The organism is Limnohabitans planktonicus II-D5 (assembly GCF_001270065.2).
Taxonomy (GTDB): Bacteria; Pseudomonadota; Gammaproteobacteria; order Burkholderiales; family Burkholderiaceae_C; genus Limnohabitans_A; species Limnohabitans_A planktonicus.
Map to the genome: position 1 here is coordinate 39,740 of NZ_LFYT02000017.1, position 20,214 is coordinate 59,953.

Genomic DNA, 20,214 nt, shown 5'->3' on the forward strand with positions numbered 1-20,214 from the left:
GATCTCATGCCCGTCCAGCGCTGGTTTCGTTCCCTGCAACCGGAAAAACGACCCAGCGGACCTGGATGGGTGCCCCCGGCCGCCGCTGTGCGCCCTGCGATGGAGGCACTTGAACCTCGGGTGCTGCTGTCGGGCGAGTTGCTCATCGTGCCCCCACCCGAACCCCAACGCACGCCACTTCAGGGTGTGGCCGCCAGTGGCCTGCAAGCCACGCCGGTGGCCCTGGCCGCGCAACAAGTCGGCCAGGCCCAGGCAGCGCGGGTGCAGCCTGCCAGCCAATGGCTGGGGCAGCAATCGGGACAGCAGGTGTCGGCAGCGCAACTGCTGATCGTCGACTCGCGCCTGGCCTCGCAAACTGCCTTGCTGGATGTGCTGGCCCAAACCAGCGGCAGCCCGGTGTTGGTGCTGGACGCGCAGCGCGACGCGCTGGAGCAGATCGATGACATCCTGGCCACTGCGCGCGACGTTCGGGCGGTGCACCTGGTCAGCCATGCGAGTGACGGCCGTCTGGTTCTGGGCAACACCGTCGTCGACGAGGCGCTGCTCAGCGCTCAGGCCGATCGCTTTGCCCGCTGGGGCGAAGCCTTTGCGCGGGACGGCCAGTTGTACCTGTACGGCTGCAATCTGGCTGAAAGCACCCAGGGCCTGCGCTTCGTCACCGGCCTGTCGGCGCTGCTGCGCGCGCCGGTGCATGCTTCCCTGGATGCCACGGGTGGTGCTGATGGGGCCAACTGGGCATTGGAAGTCTCCACCGGCTCGCTGCCCGGTGCGGCGCTTTCTGGCGAGGCCCTGGGAAGCTGGAAAAAGGTGCTGGCCACGCAGACAGGTACAAACGGCAACGACACGCTGACGGCCAGCGGCACCGACCCGGTCCTCACGGGCCAGGCGGGTAATGACACCTATGTCTTTGGCACCGGCCTTGGCCGCGCGCTCGTCAACGACACCGAAGGGGCCACCACGCTGGACCTGCGCAACTGGGGCACGGGCGTCACCGCAACGCTGGGCGCGGACCGCTCGCTCTTGCTGGTCAAGGGCAGCGACAGCATCACGCTGGATGCGGCCAGCAGTGCCCAGGTGGCCCGCATCCTCACTGGCGGGCAGACCACGCTCAACCTGGCCCAAGTCATGGGCGAGCAGACGGTGGGGGTGCTTTCAACAGGCGTGCTCTCGCTGGTCTCACCCACAGGCGGCACCAGCTTGCGCATCGAAGGTGTCGCCACGCTGGCCGGTGGCGGCAACGCCTCGCGCGGGCGCACCCTGGACTACAGCTTCTACACCCAAGGTGTCTCGGTGGACCTGGCGGCGGGCACCGCCACGGGTTTGACCACAGTCAGCGGCATCACGAATGTGCGGGGCTCGGCCTTTGGTGATGTGATCAAGGGCGATGAGGCATCCAACCTGCTGGACGGCCAGGGCGGCCAGGACGTGCTGGACGGGCGCGGCGGCAATGATGTGCTGCAGGCCGACAGTGGCCAGGACAGCTTGACGGGCGGCACCGGAACGGATGCCCTGATGGTGGCCATGGACGGCGATGTGCGTTTTGCCGCAGGCGGTGGACAGATGCTGTTCCATGCAGCGGGCGAAGCCTCGCAGGTCACGACGGTGGACATTGGCGGCCTGGAAGTGGCCATCCTGGTGGGGGGGGCCAGCGCCAACACGCTCGATGCGACCCACTTCGGCGGACGTGTGGTCTTTGACGGGGGGGAGGGCAACGACGCTTTGCTGGGTTCGGCCGGAGATGACCAGTATGTGTTTCGCACCGGTTTTGGCAACGTCACCATCACCGACACACGGGGCACATCCACCCTGGACCTGAGCGATACCGACGACGAGCACACCCTCGCGTTTGCGGCTGACCAGTCCCTCAGCGTGAGCCGATCCGATGCCACCATCCTGCTGGGCAAGGCCAGCGCCGACAGGGTGGGCCGCTTGGTGGGCGGTGTAGACAACACACTGGACCTGAGCGCATTGCCACAGCTTGCCCCGGGCACTGATCAGCCCCGTGTGCAAGTGTTGGCGCAGGGCGAGGTGCAGATCACCGGCGCTCGGGCGTCCGATGTGACACTTCGCATGGACAATCTGCAGACCCTGCAGGTCAGCGCCAGCCGTGCATGGCGGCTCGATTACGCTGCTTATGAAACGGCTGTGCAGGTGAACTTGACGAGTGGCCGGGCCACCGGGCTGTCTGAGATGTCGGGCTTCTTGCAGGTCACGGGCAGTGCCTTTGACGACATGATCGTTGGCAACAGCGATGCCAACTTTTTGAGTGGTGGTGCGGGCAATGACACCCTGTCCGGGGCTGGCGGTGTGGATGCCATAGACGGGGGGCTGGGCGATGACGTCCTGGTCGAGCGGCGCGACGCTGACTTTAAATTCAGCCAGCAACTGGTCAACTCGTCCGACGGCTCCGGCACCCCGATCACCCGCTCGGTGCTGACGGTCGGTGCGCTCGCGGCCCCTTTAGCGACGGTGACGCTGGGCGGTATCGAGGCCATGAACCTGACCGGTGGCGACAGTGCCAACGTGCTGGACGCCAGCGGCTTCGAGGGCGAGGTGGCCCTGAGTGGCGGCGCTGGAGACGACACGCTGGTTGGCACCGCCCAGGCCGATGTGCTCTCGGGCGGGGCGGGTCGCAACCTCATCCACGGCGGCGGGGGGCAAGACCGGGTGGCAGAGACGGCTTTTGGCCGGGGCTTGGCCCAAACCGTCGTTTTGACCCACGCTGCGCTGACCTACACCGAGAACGGCGCAGCCTGGCTGAGCAATGACTTCACCGGCAGCATGGCTGGCAACCCCTTCACCAGCAGCATCACCGCCGCGACGCTCATGGGCGACACCGGCAACGATGTGATCGATGCCTCGGCCTTCAGCGCCGGTAGCGTGAGCCTGTTCGGCCAAGAGGGCGCTGACACCCTGCGCGGCGGCTCGGGCAATGACATCCTGAGCGGTGACAAGGGCGGGGACGCTTTGTATGGCAATGCGGGCACCGATACCGTGCTGGAGTTTGGCGCTTCGCGTTACCTCCTCACCACCACCACACTGGACGCGTCGGATGGCTCAAGTGCCGCCCTGACCCTGACACGGCCCTCTAGCGGGCATTTCACCCTGACCCTCCAAGTCACCCCTCAGGACCAGGCGCAAACCACCAGCGCGCTGGCGGCCAAAGCCACTGAGTCGGACATCCGCGCTGCACTCACGGCGCTTGAAGGCGTGGCTTCTTCAGACATCGAGGTCGAGATTCTGAGCAGCACGCAGGTGAAGATTGAATTGACCGGGCGTCTGGCAGGGCAGGCGGTTTCCCAGTTCACCGCCCAGCTCACGAGCCCGGCAGCCACCTCCATCAGCACCTGGGTCAACGGCGCAGCGTTGCTCGATACGCTGGACGCCATCGAATCGGCGCAGCTCATCTCGGGAGTGGGTGCGAGCGTGATCGACGCCACTGATTTCACGCCCACCAGCTTGGAGGGTGTGGTGACACTGATCGGCTCTGAGGGCAGTGACCGACTCACCGGCAGCCTGACGGTGCGCAGCGAATTGAACGGCAGGGACGGCAACGATCAGCTCGTGCTCAGGCATGCACGGGGCCAAATCGACGGCGGTGGGGGCTGGGATGTGCTGGAGCTCAAAGCCGTTGGGGATGTGCGTGCCGCAGCCGGCACCGGCGTCAACCCTTCAGACACGCGACTGACCGTCTCGCCGCAGGGGGGTGCCGACATCCTGCTGGACACCTGGGGGGTGGAGCACCTGTTGCTCAACGCCATGTCTGCCCAAGCGCTCGGCCAGGGCAGTGTGCTGGATGTTTCCGGTTTCGGTGGCCGCATCGAGGCGTCGACCGAATTGAGTCTCCTCAGTCAGGGCCTGGGTTTGATGCTCGACGCCTCGGCAGACATCGCTGTGCAGCTGAGAGACGCCAGCGTGTTGCGGTTCGAGCTGGGGCCCTTGGCCACCATCGGTGAACTGGTGGAACAACTGAGCGTGAGCGGCCAGCTCAAGACCGAACTGTCGGCCGATGGCCAATTCTTGGTCATGACCGATCTGACCTCAGGCAGTGCCATTTTCCAGGTGACAGACCTGGGGGAGTCCAGCGCTGCACAGCAGTTGGGCTTGACGGTGAGCGCCAGTGGGGGGGTGATCACCGGCGCAGCCCTGACTCCCGGCATTTGGACGACTGAGCTGATCGGCAGCACCGGGGCCGACACCCTGACGGGCAGCGCTGGAGACGACCTGTTGCTTGCAGGCGCTGGGGATCGCGTGACCGGTGGAGACGGCAAGGACACCCTGCAATTCGTCCCATCGGGCAGTCTGACGGCTTCCAACACACAAGTGGCATGGTCTGGCGGCACGCAGACTGTTTCCATGGCGAGCATCGAGGCGCTCAAAATTGCAAAAGCCACCAGCGCGCGCACGGCTGACCTGAAGGCCTTTACCGGATCGGTCTGGATCGACACCGCGTCGCCCGACACCCTGGAGCTTGGCCCTGGCAAGACCACCGTCAATCTGCTGGTGAGCGCACTCAAGGCCTTGCCCCAGGGCAGCCAAGTGGTGATCAACGCCAGTTTGGCCAGCCCACCGCAGGCCCTGGTCACCCGTTTCGACAACGCGGATGGGGCCAGCCTGGGGCTTGAGTATGGCCGGAGCAACAACCCCAACGATCTGTCAACCCGTCTGACGCTCAACCCACAGGCCAGTGGCGTGCGCACCCTGGCGTTCTCGATGCCGCAGGGGCCGGCTGCGAGTCAAGTGTTCATCGACTCCAATGGCACTGACGTTTTGGTGGAGCAGGCCACGGTCAACCTGGCCAGTGGCAGCATCCTCACCCAGGGCGGCAAGCTCACCTTCAAAGGCCGCTCGATCACCTTGGGCGACGGTGGCAGCCAGGCGCTGACACTGGACACCCGCAGCAGCACCGGCGCAGGTGACATTTTGGTGCAGGCGCGCGACACGCCGCGTTCTTACGGTTTTGGTCCGACACACGTCGGAGGGCTCTACAACGGCTCCACGTACAGTACCGACTTGACGGTCAAGTCCAACGCATCACTGTATGGCCGCGACATCAAGCTGCTGGGCTCTGTCACCACCGGCGAGGGTCCTCAAAACAAAAGTTTGGGCAGCCGCATCGTGAGCGCCGGGGCAGGCCTCTTGGACATGGCGGCACCGATCTCTGCGATTTCGCAGACCACTGCCACCGTCACGCTCACCTTGGAGAACGGCAGCACACTGCAGGCCCAACGCGATGCGACGGTGCGCGCCTCCATCGTGGTGGCCACAGATGCCTCGCCCATTTTCGGTGGATTGATAGGCGCGGCCTCTGCCTACGCCAGCGTCGAGGCCACCAGCGTGGTCACGGTGGCTGGCACCATCACTGCGGGCAGGGACATCGCCATCTCTGGTCATATGGACCCAGCTGTCAGTGCCGTGGCCAAGTCACTGTCTGACAAATCTTATGGTGTGGCATTGGCGGTGGCCAAAGCCAACGTCACCAACACGGTCGATGTGGCCAACAGCGCCAAGCTGAGCGCAGGGCGCAACATCGACATCACGGCCGACACCACCACCCGGATGCTGGCGAACAGCGTGTCGACCACCTCCGACTCCGAGGGCAAATACGCACTCTCCGTGGCCATCGGTATTGAGGACAGCACCAACACCCTGAAGCTGGCTGGCCAGTTGGATTCCGGTGGCGATATTCGGGTCTTGTCCTCATACATGCGCGGCTCTCAACCCCTGTCGATTGTGCCGCTCGTGTTGTCGCGTGAGGCCAAGGGCGTCAGCGCCATGTCGGGTGTGAACACGCCCCAGTCTGGCGGCAACTTGGTCAATGATATTTTCTTCAAGGCCTTTTTTGGGGGGCTTAAAAGCGTCTCGGCGGGCGGGAGCTTTCTGAGCTCAGGTTTGATGAGTAAGCTGGGCATTGCGCCAAGCACCGGACCGAGCAAATTGGCCCCGGTGACCGACAAACTCAAGGCTTTCAAGGACTCTGTCACTGAATATTTCAAGAGTACTTCTCCCCCGACTCAAAAAGAAATTGGCGCTTCGGTGGCCCTGAACTTCACCCAAACCCAGGCTACGCTGGATGTGGGGAACAACCAAGCCATCGCAGGCGGTGGCATGGGGCCGTCGTCTGAGGTGTCTGCGGCCGGCTCGATCAGTCTGGAAGCGCTCAACACGGGTCGGCCCAAGATCAAGGCGGGCGCCAAGGCGCAGCCGCCCAAGCCAGCGCCAGCCGACAGCGGTTCCGCAACGCCCGCCACAGCGGCACCCGAAAGCAGCTCCAGCACAGCCATCGCATTCGCCTATGGCAAATACCACGACGAAGCCAAGGTGACCGTCAACAACGTGCGAATGGCTGCGCCCGTCGCCTTGAACGTGCATGCCGCGTCCAAAAACCAGATCGATCCCAAATCCTTCGCTTACTACAACCTGGCCACGCCTTTTATGTCCCAGGCCACCCACAGCACCACCCAAGGTGTGGTGACGGTGCGCCTGTCAGACACGGTCGATGTGGCCCAGGGGCACACCGGTGGCGGCGATGTGGGCTCACGCTACCAAGCGCTGTTTCAGCAAGGGGATGTGGATCTGGGCACAGAGGACTTTTCGGACGTCACCCGATGGAAGTCGCTGGGCTCACCGCAGAAGATGGCAGCCACCCAATTTCTGGCCAATCTGGCCGGCTTTTTTGACAACACCTGGGGCCTGTCTACGGTGGTGGACACCTGGACCCAGTCCAGTGCTTTGGGCAAGACACGCAGCATGGCGGGGGCTGTATCGATCATCATTTTGGAGCGCTCATCGGAGGCCGAGGTGGGCTCGCATGCGGTCATCAATCCCGTCACCGATTCGGGCCATGCCAAGGGCAAGGTGTCGGTGCGTGCCGAAACGGTCAACGACCTGGTGGCTTTGTCGGGTCAGTTTGGGCTGCCCAGTCTGAGCGTGCCCAAGAATTTTTTGACCAGCCAGCAGCCGGACACAGCAGGACAGTTGAGCTTTACCAAAAAATCACTCACGATTGATGCAAAACCAGCATCCCTGGGCGTGAGCACGGGCGACAAGGGCTCATTTGGGGTGGGTGCCAACGCGCAGGCCCTGCTGCTCGATACCCGTGCCAATGCCCGCATTCTGGCGGGCGCTCGTGTGGCTGCCCAGGCCTTGTCTGTGGACAGCAAAACCAGCACCCTGTTGGTGGCCTTGGGCGCATCAGGGGGCAGCGGCGGTGGCACCGTGGTCAACGGTTCGGGCATCGGATTGGATGTGCGCAACAACACCCTGGCCCAGATTCAGGCCGGTGTCGCCGTCGATGCCAGCAGCCTGTCCATCACCGCCAATGACATCACGCACTTGATCAACATCGCCGGGTCCGCGGCGCAGGGCTCGTCCTCGGGGGTGGGTGCCTCGGTGGCTGTGACCGTGTTCGATCGCAAGACCCGTGCGGTGCTGGGCAACTTGGACAGTGATGGCGCACTCGCAGGTGGCGATGTCACGGTGAGCGGGCCTGTCACGGTGCAAGCTGCCAGTTCAGGCATTGACTTCGCGCTGGCATTGGCCGGTTCGCGGGCCACCGGTGCCAGCCCGGCACCAGAACCCGATGAGTTTTCCATCACCAACCCCCTGCTCCAAGCCCGCGCTGATCGCATGGGCTCCAACTCGCAGTCCGCCCAGACCCTGGAGGAGATGAACGCCAGCCCCGGCAAGGGCGGTGTGGGCATTTCCGGCTCTGTGGCGGTGCAAGTTGTCAGCGACGAAACGCAGGCCTTGGTGCGCCTGGCCAGTGCCCTCAAGGTGGGCACCGACGCATCGCCCCAAGCACTCACGATCAGCGCTGACAACACCGCCAACCACCTGGCCTTGGCAGGCGGCATGGCACTGGCCACCGACGGCATCTCCGGTGTTGGCTTGGCCGGTGCGGTGGCGGTACAAACGCTCAGTGGTGCCACACGGGCAGCCGTGTTGCAAGCCGGTGCCCTGAGCGCCAGCACCCTGACCGTTCACGCCACACGGCGTGGTTGGACAGCGGCTGCCGCTGCCGGTCTGGGCGGCGCAGGTGCCATTGGAGGCACGGGCGTGGCCGGCTCCATCGTCTTGCGCAAAGACACGCGTGAGGTGCAAGCGGGGGTGTCCCACGTTCTCGCAGCAAGCCCCGGTCCCAGCACACGCCTGTCCAGTCTGGATGTGCGTGCCACCCACGAAGAGACAGCGGTGCTGCTGGCTGGTGCTGCGGGTTGGGGTGGGCGCGCTGGCCTGGGCGCTGCCGTGGCCGTGGGGCTCGATGACGGGCGAACGCTGGCCAGTGTTGCTGATTTGGCGCAGGTGTCGATTTCCGGTGATGTGACCGTCAAAGCAGAGCGCCATGGCGCCACCGTCACCTTGGCAGGGGCCGTGGGCAGTTCCCCTGGCGGTGTGGGTGCCTCGGGCACTTTTGCGGTCAACCGCATCGACCATGTGGTCAGTGCGTCCCTGGGTAATGTGCGCAAGGCCTCTGCCGCCCCCGTTGCGGGTGCGGTGACTGTGCACGCTGAAAACGACAGCACCTTGGTCACCGTGGCCGGTGCGGTGGGCCGTGGCGGCATCGGCCTGGGCGTGGCCCTGGCCTTGCAGGATGTGGCCGGCGGCATCTACACCGCCGTGGACAGCGTCTCGCTGAAGGCCGCTTCCGTGACGGCCACTGCCCACAACGGCCTGACGCTGGCCAGCGCCGCCCTTGGCGTGGGTGTGGCGGCCCAAGCCGCTGGTGGCAGCGCCCCACGCTTTGCCGGGGCCGGATCGGTCGCGCTCAACCTGCTGGAACTGGACACCCTGGTGGATGTCGGCCAGAGCACCGTGGGCGCAGGCACCGACCTGAAGGCCACCGGCAACATCACCCTGAAAGCCACCGACAACGCCAAACTGATGGCCGTCTCCGGCGGCGCAGCCGTCTCGACATCGCGCGCTTCGGCCATCGGCGCGGCCATTGCTTTCAACCGCTCCAATGGCACCACGCGTGCGTCCATTGAAGCGGGCAGCGTCAACCCCGGCGGCCAAGTGGATGCCGACGGTGCGCTGACGCTGGCGGCCACGGCCACCCCGTTGATGGTGGCGGTCGCAGCGGGCGGCGCGGCCGCTGGCGCGGGCTCTGCCTTGGCCGCTGCAGGCGCAGTGCCCATCAACCTGTACGGCGGCGCAGTGGACGCGCATGTTCGCAAGACCACGGTCAACGCTGGCGCTGACATGAGCGTCACCGCCACCTTGGCTGGCTCGCTCATTGCCGCATCTTTGGCTGCTGCCGCTTCTTCCGGCGGCACGGCCCTGGGCGCTGCCGTGGTGGTGAACATGTTGGGGGGCAACATCGACCCGAATGCGCCAGGTGTTCTGAGCGTGACCACCGGCTCTGGCGTGACCGGTGGGCAAACCACCGAATCCGATGGCAGCATCACCGTCACCCCCGATGTCGGCAGCGACAAGGCCCGTGTGTGGGCCTTCCTGGAAGATGCTGCGGCCACTGCAGGCGGGCAGCTGCAGGTGCTGGCCACCACGCAAGCGCCGCCCGAAGGGTCTGCTGCGGCCAGAACCGTGGAACGCATCGCAGCCGACAACACCATCACCGTGACACCCACGGTGCAGACCGGGGGCGTCCTCAAGCATGCCGACTTCGCCGCCTGGCACACCGGTGATCAAGTCGTCTACACCGCCAGCAGTGGCGGCGCAATTGCGGGGCTGTCAGACGGGCAGATTTACCATGTGGTCAAGGTGGCCAGCGATGCGACCGGCCAATCGATTCGCCTGGCCCTGAGCGCGTCGGACGCGACGGCTGAATCACCTCGCACGCTGCTGATGCCCTCGTACACCGGGATGGCGGTCACTCTGACGCGCGCCACCACGGCGCTCACACCCTTTGCGGGAACGGCTGTGGGCGCAGACAACCAGCTGAGCCATGCGGGATTTGCCAGCCTGGCAGCGGGGGACGCCATCGTCTACCGCGCTGAAGCGGGCACGCTTTCCGGACTGATCAACGGTGACACCTACTACGTGGTGCGTCCAAGCGGTGCCAATTCGACCACCATCGCACTGTCGCAATCGGTCTCCGATGCGCAGTCGGCCACCCCCACGCGGGTGGCTTTGGGCACGCTGGCAGGCACGTCTGTGCGTTTTGAACGCCAGGTCAGCGCCAGCAGTTCCACCACGGTGTCGCTCAGCGGTGCAGGCGCTTTCACCGCCGGGCGTGTGAACGGTGGGACCGTGCAAGGCGCGGGCTTGTCCACGCTGGCCACCGGCGATGCGCTGCGCTGGCGCGCGGGCGGCAGTGCCATTGGCGGGCTGTCCGATGCCACGGTGTATTACGTGATCCGCGAGGCGGATGCAAGCGGTCTTGCCGTGCTGCGCCTGGCGGCCAGCCATGACGATGCCATGGACGCGACGCCGGTAGCGATCACGCTCGGTGCCAAGAGCGGCCACGCCGGGGCTTTTGAGCGCTTGTCTACCCGCATCGCCCAAGGCTCGGTGGTGGCCGATTTGCCCGCCGACGCTGGCGCTCCGATCGTGGCCGTGGCGGTGGCGGGCAGCGGTGCCAACGGCGGCCGATTTGCAGGCGCGGGCGCTGCGGCAGTGAACATCAGCCGCATGGACATCGATGCCCATGTCACTGGCCAGGCCAGTACCCCCACGATCAGCACGCAGACCGGGCTGTCGGTGCTGGCCACAAATGGTGCCTCCCTGCATGCGGCGGCCGTTTCGGTCACCCTGGCAGGCAAGACCAATGCAGGCGCGGCCCTCAGCGTCAACGAGATCCAGGACTCGGTGCGCGCCAGCCTGTCCCGCGTCACCGCCACTGTGGCGGTGGATACCGCAGACACCCGCGTGGTGGCGCTTCAGGCCTCGCGCATCACGAGCATCGCCATCGGCGCGGCCGCAGGGGGAGACTCCAACAACCTGGGCGGCTCGTTCTCGGTCAACCAGATGCATTCCAGCGTCTCCGCCACGATCGGGGCGGCCAGCACCCTGAGCACTGGCCGGGATGTCCAGGTGGCCGCCCACGACAGCGCGGCCATTGCCTCTTTGGCTGGCAACTTTGGCTTGACGCTGCGCGGCAAAGCGGCCGTCGGCTTTGCCTTTTCTGTGAACCAGGTGGGTGACACCGTCACCGCGTCCATTGACAAGGCGCGGGTCAAGGCCGGGCGCGATCTGTCGGTCGACGCCCGTTTTGCGCGGCCTGAGGACCTGCCGCCAGGGCTGGACCGCCAGATCGCTGCGCTCGCCGTGGGTGCGGCGCTGGCCTCTCAGGTGGCGGGCACCGGCTCGGTGACCCTCAACTGGATCAAGAGCGATGTCTCGGCCACCATCACCGGATTGAACGCGGCGCCAGCGGATGGTGTTGCGGGTACGGGGCCGGTGCTGGACATCCACGGCCTGCTCTCGGTCACCGCCACCGATGACGCCGACATCGGCAGCATCGCCGGGGCGGTGGCGCTGGCAGGGGTGACGCAACCGACCAGCAGCTCAGCCGCCGTCGGTGCTTCGATCGCGGTCAACATGATCGGTGCCTCACCCGCCAACAGCAGCGATGACAGCCGCTCCAAACTCCTGGCCAAGCTCGATGGCGGGGCGGCCAGCTCCGAGCTGCGCGCAGGGCGTTTGAAGATCGACGCCACCCGCGAAGCGCGCATTGGCACCATCACCATTGCCGGGGCAGCCGCCACCGCCAGTTTCGCGCTCGGCGGCTCGGTGTCCATCAACAAGATCCTGGCAGACACCCGTGCCACGCTGTCGAATGTGGGCACGCTCACCCTGACGGCCACGCCTGCCACGGGTGAGGATGGCCTGGCCGTCACCGCCCAAGACAGTACCGCCATCTTTGCCCTGTCTGGGGGCGTGGGTGTGGTGGTGGGTGTGCGCGGCAACGGCTCTGCAGCAGCGGCCATCGCCGTCTCGGACAACACGGTGCGCGGCGACGTGACCAGTGAACTGATCGCCACCACCGTCACCACCCCGGGCAAGGCCAAGGTCACGGCCAAGGCCCACAACGACATACAGGCCATCAGCTTTGGCGTGGCTGCGGCCACCAGCACCACGGGCAAGGTCAGCCTGTCGATGGCTGGGGCCATTGCACTCAATGACATCGAGCGGGCCGTCAGCGCCACGGTGGGATCGGCTTCGCTCAGCGTGGCCCGTTCCTCGGTCACCGCCGACGCATTGACGGTGAGTGCCAGCGACGACAGCACCCTCATCGCGGGCAGCGGCTTGCTGTCGATCGGGGCCAATTTCAGCCTCTCGGGCACGGCGGCCTCGGCTGGCGTCTCCTATTCGGAAAACACGTCCATCAGCACGGTGAGTGCGACCATCTTGCGTGCCACCGTCACCACTTTGGGCGATGTGGTGGTCCAGGCCTCGGGCAACACCACCATCAAGGCCTGGACCGTGGGGGGCGTGGTGGCGGGCAGCGCTGGCAAGTCCATCGCTGTGGGGGTGACCCTGGCCAACAATCAGCTGAGCTCCACCGTGAAAGCGCAGGTGGCGGACAGCACCGTGACCGCAGGCCGCGCTGCAGCCAACGGCCTGGCCGCCCGCACAGGCGGGCTGCGCATCGCGGCAGACCGCACCAGCACTTATGAGGCCGGAGCCATCAGTGCCGCCGTCTCGGTTGCAGCCGGCGGTGACAGTGCTTTGACGCTCAGCGGCGGGGGGGCAGATGCGGTGAACGTGCTGGCGGGCAGTGTGCAGGCGCTGTTGGACACCAGCACCGTCACCACCCAAGGGGCCGTGACGGTGCTGGCGGACAACGAGGCCACGCTGTCGGCGCTGGTGCTGGCCTTCAGTGCCTCGGTGTCGGTCTCGGGTGGCCGTGGTGCTGCCCTGGCCATGGGTGTGGCGCGCGCGCGCAATGCCACAGGTGCCGCTTACAACCGCGACAGTGGGGCGTTCTCGGAGGGCAGCCGCAATGAAACGCTGGCCCGGATTTCCAATGCCAGCGTCACGGCTCAAGGTGCGTTGGATGTCAAAGCCATCCATGCCAGCACCGTCACCGCCCGGGTGGGGGCGGCTGCAGTGGCTGCGACACTCAGCCCCGGCCATGGCGCTTCAGGCGCTGGCGCTGGCGCCGATGCCCTCAACAAGGTGCAGGAAGACATCACCGCCACCATCGGCTCCAACGATGGCACGGCGCGCACCGTCGAAGCTGGCGCGCTCACGGTCCAGGCCACGGATCAGGCCACGCTGCGCACCGATGTGGGGTCCGCCGCCGTGGCCGCAGCCTTGACGGGCTCCATCGGATTCACGCTCACCATTGGCGTGGCGCTGGCACGCAACCAAGTGGCCAACCATGTGCTGGCCAGCATCGATGCCCCCTTGACCACGGTCAAAGCAACGAGCACCTTGGTCGATGCCCATGCCAACGGCTCCATCAAAGCAACATCGGTGGCCGCGAGCGTGTCCGCGTCCTTCGCTGGCAGCGCAGGCATTGCCTTGGCGGGGGCCGGTGCCCATGCCACCAATGAAATCGGCACCCGTGTCGAGTCCAAGGTTGCAGCGGCTACTTTGCGGGTCGCCTCGCTCGAGGTGAAAAGTGAATTCGCTGCCACAGTCAACGCCACAGTGGCCGCAGTGGCCGCAGCGGTGGGCGTGGGTGGCGATGCGGGGCTGGGTCTGGCCATTGGGGCTTCTTTGGCCACCAACCAAATCGGCACAGCCGCCGACAGCCAAGCGGGCGTGTTCGCCAGCATCGCGTCTGGAGCCACGGTCGAGGCTCAGGCCGCCGTGAAGGTTCAAGCCAAACTGACTTCTTCGATCACGGCAGGTGTGGGCGCGGGTGCTTTTGCCATCGCGGGTGGCAGTGGTGGGGCGCTGGGTGCCTCGGGTGCCGGAGCCAGCGTGACCAATGAGACGGCCATGCCGGTGCGCGCCACCATCCATGCGGCTTCAGTGACTTCGGGACTGGACAGCGCTCGCGTGGGCGGTTTGTCGGTGTTGGCCTCCGATACGTCATCGGCCCAGGCCGTGGTGGGGGCTGCAGCGCTTGCAGCAGCCATGAGCGGCGGGGCCGCCATCACTGCCAGCATTGCGGCGTCGATCGCCAGAAACACGCTGAACAACACGGTGTGGGCCACCGCCGAGGCGGGTGCGATGCTCGACTCGCGTGATGGCGCACTGATGATCAGCGCCACGCAGTCTGCCGCTTTGTCGGCTGAGTCGATTGCCGTTTCGCTGTCCATTGCCGTGGGCGGTGCGACCGGCATTGCCGTCAGCGGTGCAGGGGCAGGGGCCTACAACACCTTGACCGGGCAGGTGCTGGCTGTGGCGAAAAACGCCACCCTCACGACCATGGCTGCGCAGCACACCAGCAGCGCGTCTTCCGGCTCGATGGCCACGGGAGACCGGGTACGGGTCGATGGCCAGTTGTACCGTTACCTGGGCAGTGCACCACTGGCTTATGGGGGGACCAGCCCGGCGCTGACGAGCCTGAACTTCAACGACGCGGCCCAGTGGGCGCGCATGGCTGACGATGTGCAGCTGATCGCTGCCCGAGACAGCACACTGCATGCGCTGGTTGGTTCCACGGCTGGCGCTGTTGCGGCCGGTACAACGGCGGGTGCAGTCGCGGTGGGTGCAAGCGTTGCGAAAAACCAGGTCGGTGCGACCCTCAACGGTGTGGCGCTGGGCAGCACGGGTGATGTGTTCACCACCACAGGCGGCATGATGACTGCCGCCGAAGTGATCGGCGGCAGTGTCAATGCTTCAGGCAAGTTGCAGATCGAAGCACGCCAAAAAGATGTGGTCGATATCACGGGCTTTTCGGCCGCAGTCGCGATCTCGGGAGGCGCTGGGGCCGTGTCTGCCGCTGGCAACGGCGTCGGGGTTTACAACGACTTGGCCGGGGCCGTGCGTGCCCGCATGTGGAATGCTGACGCGACCGTGTTGGGCCAGTTGGACATCGCTGCTCTGGGCAGCGTGCAGGTCAGCAAAGCCATGGCGGTGGGCGTCGGCATTTCGGCAGCCATAGGCATCGGCGGTGCCATCTCGGTGGGCGCTTCCATCGTGGACAACGCGGTGCGCCAGGCCATCGTGGCCGACGTGGGCGCGGACACGGCCCACACCCTCACCGTGTATGGGGATGCGCGGGTGGCGGCCAACGAGGATGTGTCCGCTGATGCGGACACGGCCATGCGCAACCAAACCCGAATCTTGGGCGTGGAAGCCGAGGCCGTGAACGTGTCGGCTGGGCTGATTGCGGGCGCGGGTGGCGGCATCGACATCCGCAACACCGTGGACAACCGCGTCTCGTCCCAAGTCCGTGGAATCACCCTGAACAGCATGGGCAATGTGCGGGTGGTGGCGCAAGACACGGCGCGCCTGTCGGCCACGGCGGTGGGCACCACGGTGGCCATTGGCTTTGGGGGGGCCATCGGCGTCAGCTTGGTCAGCAACGAGGTCAAGTCTGTGGTCTCGGCCACTGTCCGGGGTGTGGCTCTGACCAGCGACGACCTGACGGTGTCCTCGTCGGTCTACACCTACATTCCCAGGACCTTGAGTGTGGGCGTCTCGGCCAGCCTGGTGGCCGCTCAGGGGACCGAAGCCACAGCCAAGCTGCAGGGCACCTCCAGCGCTCTGGTCGATGGCAGCACTTTGACGCTGGACGGTGCCTTGGTGGTCAGTTCTCGTACCGTGAACGAGGCGTCCACGTCTGCCGATGGGGGGGCTGCCGGGGTTGTGGCCGTCGGGGGCATGGTCTCCAAAATCCGCGCGGGTTTCGACAACCGCAGCGACACCTCGGTGGCCGCCATCACCGGCAACGGCCAACAGGTCTTCGCCAAATCTGTGGTGGTGACAGCCAGCGGCAAAACAAATTTGGAAGCCAGCAGCGTTGCTGCGGCAGGCGGTGCCTACGCAGCCATGGGGGCGCAGTCCGAAGTCAGTGACTTGACGGTGAATGCGGCTCGCCTGGGCGCGGGCGTGCAGATCACCACCGGCGACTTTTCTTTGAGCGCCAACAACGACGGCAAGGGCGACAGCGCCGCTGACGCCTATGCGCTGGCCATGGCCAGCGGATCGGGCGGTGGCACTGCCAATGTGCTCAAAGCACGAGCCGACGTGTCGGTGGGTGATGGGGCCTCGGTGCGTGCGAAAAACATCTCGCTGAGCGCGATCAACTCCCTGCGCAAGGACCGCTACGCCAACTCCACCAACCTGCGTTCGGGCACCGGCAACCTGGTGGGTGTGACCGCCATGACCAGCAGCACGGACATCGGCACGTCTGGAGACACGCTGCGTGCCAACATCACGGTGGGCAACGGGGCGCAACTGGTGACCACCGGCAGCTTCAGCGATCCCTCCACCCTCAAGCTGGAGGCCTTCACCCAAGTGGTGGCCCATGACAGTGTGGCCATGTATGGTGTCTCGGGCCTGGTGGGCATCAGCGTGGGCCTGTCTCGGGTGAACACGTATACAGAATCGAGCGTGAACCTGGGCAGTGCCACACTGATCAACGAGTCCGGGGACATCTACCTGTCCACGCGTTCGGACTCGCTGGTGTCGGCCAACGCCAGCTTGGTGGTGGGCTCGGGACTGACCGGCGGCGCGGGCGCTGAGGCCACAGCTGACCAACACGTCTTGAACACGGTGGACGTGAACAATGCGCACATCCGTGGGGCCAATGTGTACCTGCTGGCCGGGCGCAACTCGGCGGGCAACATCAGCACGCTGTTCGGTACCGCCGACTCGCAGATCACCACGTTCTCGATGCTCCCCACCATTTCGGTCCCCGTGGCCAATGCCCGAATTGATGAGACCGATTCGGTGAAAGTGCAAGGCACTGCCCTGATCGAGGCGCTGGGCAATGCCTATTTGATCGCCATGGACAGCGCCCGTGGCAGCGACCGCACCGTGGCGGACGGGCAGGTGATTTCGATCTCCTTGCCGCCTTATGGCGGGCCTGCCATCAGCGACGACACCGACAGTGTCACCCGCACAGTGCAAGTGCAAGACAGCGCCAAGGTCAATGCGGGGGTGAACAACCGCACGCTGCTGCAGATCAAGCCGATCAGCCAACTCACGGAGCCGGGGCTGGCCGCCCAACTGTCCAATGGGCAAGCGCTGCACTTGACGCAGGGGCAGATTGCAGCCTTGAACCAGGGCCTGGCCAGTGATCAGCAACTGCCTGCGGGTGTGGACTATGTGTATCAGATGCTCGATACCTCCGCCATTCCCACGGTGGTGGTCACCAACCAGTCGATTGTTCAGGTGTCGGCCAACCACAGCGCTGGCGGTACCGTGGGTGCCTATTACCAGTACATCGGGCCAGGCACCACTGGCGTGCAGCGCCTGTTGTCGGCTGAAAATTTCAGCAACACCGGCCTGTGGCGCCAAGTGGCCAACAACGATTCGGCCTGGGCGGGCATTGCACAGGGTCGCAGCTTCTACCTGAGCAACGCCACAGCAACGCTGTCTGAGCCCTTGGCCCAGGCGTTTTACGTCTTGCGCGCCGCCAACACGCCTCAGCCGGTGCTGACATTCCAGAGTGCGGGCAACTTGCTGATCCAGCAACGTGACCAGGTGCGCTCCTGGATCGCCAGCCACAGCAATGAGCCGGCGGCGGTGGCTTTGTACCAATCGCAAGTTGAACTCATCGAAAAGCAGATGAGGACGCTGGGGCTGCTGGTGGACGGGCAGCCGGCCACGCGGGATTACGGCATCGTCAGCCTGGTGATTCCCAGCCTCAACGCCTCTGCAGGGTCGGTTTTTGTCGAAGCGCAGGCTTCAAGCAAGAGCCTCATCACGACCCAAGCCGATCAAGGGAAACTGGCACCTCGCGCCGGGGCCTCGATCTGGGTGGAGAACCGCACCCCCTTTGTGTTGGCAGTCGGCGATGTGACCATTCAAGATGCCACGCGTGTGGCCATCGTGGATGGCCAGTACACCGTTCAATCGCCGGGCAGCGTTTATTTCAACAACGTCGCGGTCCGATCGGTGTCCGCGTCCGCTTCCGCTTCCGATGCCGCCACCACAAAAATCAGCCTCTTGCAGCAGCGTTACGAACCCAGTGCCTACCGCTCAGGTGTGCCGCAGCCCCAGGTGGCTCAGGATATGTACCTCTTGGGCACGGTTTACAACAGCACGGGCGGTGTGACCGTCAACAACCAGGAAGGCAGTCTGAACATTTCGGGCACCCTGAGGGGCACGCCGCTGGACGTCTCCACCAAAGGCGACTTCAACCTGAACTCCTTGGGCTGGTTCCACTCGGGTGTGGACCCGCGCTCGGCAATCAACCGCAACACTTACCGAGCCGCTGTGTTCAATGCCGAAGGTCTACCGCGCAACACCAGCGTGGCCGCGAATCAAGCGCTCACCCTCACCGCAGAAGGCCAGCAGCCGGGTCGGGTGCTGTCCCAGGGCGCGATCAACATCAACGCGCGCTACGTCAACATCGATGGGGTGATTCAAAGCGGGGTGCAATCCATCACCTTGAACGTGGCCTCTTCTTTTGTCTCGCCGCAGGGCACCACACGCCTGGCCGATGCCAGCAACCGGCCATTGGCAGGTCTGAGCTTTGGCAGCGACGGTGTGCCCGTCAGCGGGTGGTGGGATGCTGCCTTGCAAGCCATCGTGCTGGACCCGATCGCGCCCGCCGGGGGCGAGATCAACATCACCGGCCAGGTGTTCAGCACCGGCAACGGCCAACTGAAGGTGGCCAACGGTTACGCCGATGTGCAGATCAACAACCAGTCGAGCGCGGCGCTGGTGCTCAACCGCATGGACACCTCGTTCAACCGCATCGGCAAAATCTCCATCACCAACCTGATCCCGGCACAAAACAATCAGCCGGAGCGTCAACAGCGCACGGTTTGGGAATATGCCGGCAGCGTTAGCGCCACACCGATCAAGCGCACCGATTACACCGGCAGTTTTTCGTCGGGACGCATCACCTACACCCCACAAGGCGCGCCGACACTTTTGTCCAAAACCGGCATGGCCTTCCAACCTGTGGTGGGTTTGCGCTATGTGTTTGTGGAGGGGCAGTCCTTTACCCAAACGACAACCCGCTACCGCAGCGAAAGCTCTTTCAACCTGATCGGTGAATGGGCGGCCATCAACACCGGCAGCACCAGTTGGGACTCCGTGGTCAGTGTGTACACCGATGCCCAGCCACTGCTGCAGTCCGAGGCTTTGCAATATGGCGCTGCTTCGGACACTTCGCGCCTGTCGGTGGCTTTTGAACGCAAGAGCACCAGCACCCCCGTGTTCACCAATGAACAATGGAAAACCGGCGGCGGCTGGTTGCAAAAAACGACCTATCACACCCGATCGGTCGAGGTGGCCGGTCGCAAGGACTACTACACCTTCAGCATGAAGGCCGATGAATCGGTGCCCTTGACGTTCATGGAAGGCGCTGACCATTCGAACATTGCCATCACCAGCCTGGGCAACATCACCTACAACGGCAGTCTGAACAGCGGTGCCAGCGGAACGGTCACGCTGCAGGGCAAGAACATTGTGGGCACCGAAGGCACCTTCATTCGGGGCCTGGTGAGCGCGAGAGCCACGGGCCGTGTCGACGTGGTCACACTGCCCGGCTCGGCCACTGCAGCGGCCACACCGCTGCGCTTGGAGGCGCAGGGCAACATTCGCCTGGTGACCCTGGCCGAGGGCATCGATCCCGGCGCAGTGAATGTGGGTCTGATCCGTTCCATGGCGGGCGATGTCACGATCATCGCAGCAGGCGACATCGCAGCCAGCGCCGCGCTGCCGAGCTATGTGGGCCAAGCCGAGTCGCCGCGCATCCAGGGCCGCATCATCGACCTGCAAACAGCGGGCAGCATCGGCTCGTCCAATGCCGCGCTGAATATCTTGGCCAGCGATTACGGCCCGGGTGGCTTGGCCGCACGGGCTGGCGCCAGCCTCTACATCACCCAGACCCAAGGCGATCTGCGCCTGGTCGCGCCGCGCAGCGGTTCTGGGGCCAGCGCATCGGTGCAGGCCGGGGGCGACATCGTGCTGCGCGCCGTGACCGGTTCTGTTTTCAATGCCAATGGTTCCCAGAAAAGCGTAGCGACCGGCATTGATCTGCAAAAAGTGGCCCTGCACGAACTTCAGCGCACCCAGGCCTATCACAGCCTGTGGGTGGGTGTGTTGGGCGCGGCTGCGACCACGACCGTTGCCCAGACCCTGAACTGGACGGGCTACGACAGCCAGACTGCCAGCCTGGTGTTCAACACCCCGCTGAACCTGCAAACCGGCACGCCGGTGTTCCTGTCGGGC

Annotated in this window: 1 protein-coding gene (running past one end of the window); it reads left to right on the top strand. The window is 65.2% G+C overall.

What is annotated here, in order from left to right; all coding sequences use genetic code 11:
* Window positions 1-6 precede the first annotated feature (6 nt).
* Window positions 7-20,214: the 5' portion of a DUF4347 domain-containing protein gene (locus tag H663_RS33530; RefSeq protein WP_116695886.1), read on the top strand. Its footprint extends 8,466 nt past the window's final position; 20,208 of the gene's 28,674 nt are visible here — the first part of the coding sequence; its start codon is at window positions 7-9; its stop codon lies beyond the right edge, outside the window.